Here is a 2,768-nt window from a genome sequence, read left to right as displayed (position 1 = left end):
CAATAAGTCAAGCGGAAATGCCAGAAGGGGCACGAATCACAACAGATACAGAAACCCTAATCGAAGAGCCTCAAGTAGAAGGTGAAAAACCAAATACTCTTGGTAATTTTGAAGCAAAAGATCAAGACGGCAAGAAATTTACTAATGAAGACTTCAAAAACTACGACGCAACAGTTATAAACCTATGGTTTACAGGTTGTTCTGCCTGCATCCAAGAGATACCAGAGCTAAATAAAGTAGCAGATGACCTTAAAAAAGATGACAAGGTTAATTTCCTAACCCTTTGTACAGATGCAGAATATGACGAGTCAACAATGGCAGCCTACAAGAGAATAATTGATGAAAACAAGCCAACCTACCAGGCCCTAGGTGTCAAAAACGAAGGCGAAATCAAAAAATACCTAGACCACGTATTTGCTTATCCAACAACAATCGTAGTTGACAAAAACGGCAATATAGTAGGCGAAGATGTAGTAGGTGCAATCACAACAGAAGACCAATTGGCAAAACTTAAGAAAAATATTGACCTTGCTAAGGAGTCTTCAAGCAAATAAGTTCTCTCCATGTATTTTAGTTTATCCCGACCTAGTCGGGATTTTCTTTTGCCTAAATCAAGCCATATTTTGACCTTGAAATTGTTTTCATAATTTGTTAACATTTAAGTAAGAACCATAATTTGGAACGTAATCTTTTTCTTCCGATTGCTCCTTTTCGTCGCAATCTACAGAAAAAATTACATAAGGTTCTTCATCAATCTATACTTCGTGCTTCGCACTCGTATATATTGTGAAGACCTATCCCAATTTGATGAAATCAAATTGATGGAAGGTCTGACACTTTAGTGTGAAGACCGCAAAAAATACGAGTTGAAGCCTAACCCCGTTTCTGGTAAGAAACGGTTGGCAGATCTGACACTTTAGTATTAGAATTGAAATCCCCGGCCATAGCCGGGGTTAAGGAACGTAATCTTTTTAGAATCAATGCTCGTATTCCTCGCATCGTTTCTAAAAAATTACATAAGGTTTCTCATCGATTTATACTTCGCACTTCGTGCTTGATAAACCGTGAGAATCATAAAAATTTTTGTTTAAAAATTTTTATTACCATTAGGAGGTGTATATGAGTTTTTGTTTTAAGAAAGATCAGGAAAAGTTTGATCAATTTATAGAATTTTTGGATGCTAACAAGGACAAGAAGGGTGCCGTGATGCCAATTCTTCAAAAGGCCCAGGAAATTTTCTCCTACATACCAGAAGAGGTTGTGGATTTGATGGCCCTTAGGATGGGTGTGCATTCTTCAGAAATCTATGGGGTAGCGAGTTTCTATTCTCAGTTTTCCTTTATACCAAAGGGAGAGCACGAGATTTGCGTTTGCTTGGGTACTGCCTGTTATGTAAAAGGCTCTGATAAAATCCTTGAGGCTCTGGAAGAAAAGCTCGATATCAAGTGTGGCGAGACTACAGCTGATGGCAAGATAAGCCTAACTGAAGCTAGGTGTATCGGAGAATGTGGGATTGCTCCTGTTGTAAGTATTGATGCATCAAAGAATGTCGGCATGGCGACTAAGGCTATGGTAGATGAAATAATAGCAAAGGCACTGGAGGATAATGATGAAGTCAAAGCTTGAAGGTATCAAAAGAGAAGCTTATGAAAAGTTAATAGATAGACTCAATCCAGATGAATACATAATCGAAGGCGAAGATATAAGGCTTAAGGGCGATTTTTATGAAAATCAAGTAAGGCTAGTCCTTCGAAATTGTGGGATAATCGACCCTAATTCGATTGACGAATACATTGCCAGAGACGGATATTTTGCCCTGGAAAAAGCAATCTTCGATATGGAAAGAGATGAAATTATAAGAGTAGTCACAGATTCAGGTCTTAGGGGCAGGGGCGGAGCGGGTTTTCCTGCAGGTCGCAAGTGGGATACTGCCTTCAAACAAGATACTGACACCAAATACATAATTTGTAACGCTGACGAGGGTGATCCTGGGGCCTTCATGGATAGGTCAGTTTTAGAATACGACCCTCATTCAGTTCTTGAGGCCATGGCAATTTGTGCTAGGGCTGTTGGTGCAAAGGAAGGCTTTGTCTATGTTAGAGCCGAATATCCAAAGGCTGTCAAGGCATTGAGACACGCCATAGCAGATGCCAAAGAATACAATCTCTTAGGAGAAAACATCCTAGGATCAGATTTTTCTTTTAATATTGACCTAAGACTTGGGGCAGGCGCCTTTGTTTGTGGCGAAGGTACAGCCCTTATGGAGTCTATCGAAGGCAAGCGTGGCCAACCTCGTAACAAGGAATTTAGGACAACAGTCAAGGGCCTTTGGGGCAAGCCAACTGTAATCAATAACGTAGAAACCTTTGCCAACGTGGCTCAAATTATCCTAAAAGGAGCAGACTATTTTAGAGCCTACGGTACAGAAAAATCTCCAGGAACCAAGGTCTTTGCCCTAGTAGGCAAGGTCAAAAATTCTGGTCTTGTAGAAGTGCCAATGGGTACATCAATCAATTCTAGAGTATATGACATAGGCTGTGGAATCCAAAATGACAAGAATGCCAAAGCCGTCCAAACTGGCGGACCTTCTGGCGGCTGTATTCCAGAATCACTTTTTGATACAGGCTGCGATTTCGAATCACTCAAAGAAATCGGCTCTATAATGGGCTCTGGCGGCATGGTTGTCATGGACGAAGACGACTGCATGGTAGATGTGGCAAGGTTTTTCCTAGAATTTTCTGTGGATGAATCTTGTGGTAAGTGCACAC

The 2,768-nt window shown here is 40.7% G+C and carries 3 protein-coding genes; all 3 read left to right on the top strand.

Annotated elements, in window-relative coordinates:
• Positions 1 to 554: TlpA disulfide reductase family protein (locus Q0410_RS00965; RefSeq protein ID WP_299031842.1), on the top strand; the 554-nt coding region annotated here is incomplete at its 5' end.
• Positions 555 to 1,119: 565 nt separating this feature from the next.
• A complete protein-coding gene (locus Q0410_RS00960; RefSeq protein ID WP_299031839.1) occupies positions 1,120 to 1,626 on the top strand; it encodes an NAD(P)H-dependent oxidoreductase subunit E in 507 nt (168 codons plus the stop codon).
• On the top strand, positions 1,607 to 2,768 hold a 1,162-nt coding region (locus Q0410_RS00955), incomplete at its 3' end, for an NADH-quinone oxidoreductase subunit F (protein WP_299031836.1). The genes Q0410_RS00960 and Q0410_RS00955, both read left to right, overlap by 20 nt.

It is taken from the genome of uncultured Anaerococcus sp. (assembly GCF_937934665.1).
In the GTDB taxonomy this organism is placed as follows: domain Bacteria; phylum Bacillota; class Clostridia; order Tissierellales; family Peptoniphilaceae; genus Anaerococcus.
This window is presented reverse-complemented; position numbering and strand designations above follow the sequence as displayed.

Coding starts and splice junctions, on each gene's coding strand:
- Q0410_RS00960 (WP_299031839.1), top strand. CDS start 1,120: ATGAGTTTTTGTTTTAAGAAAGATCAGGAAAAGTTTGATCAATTTATA.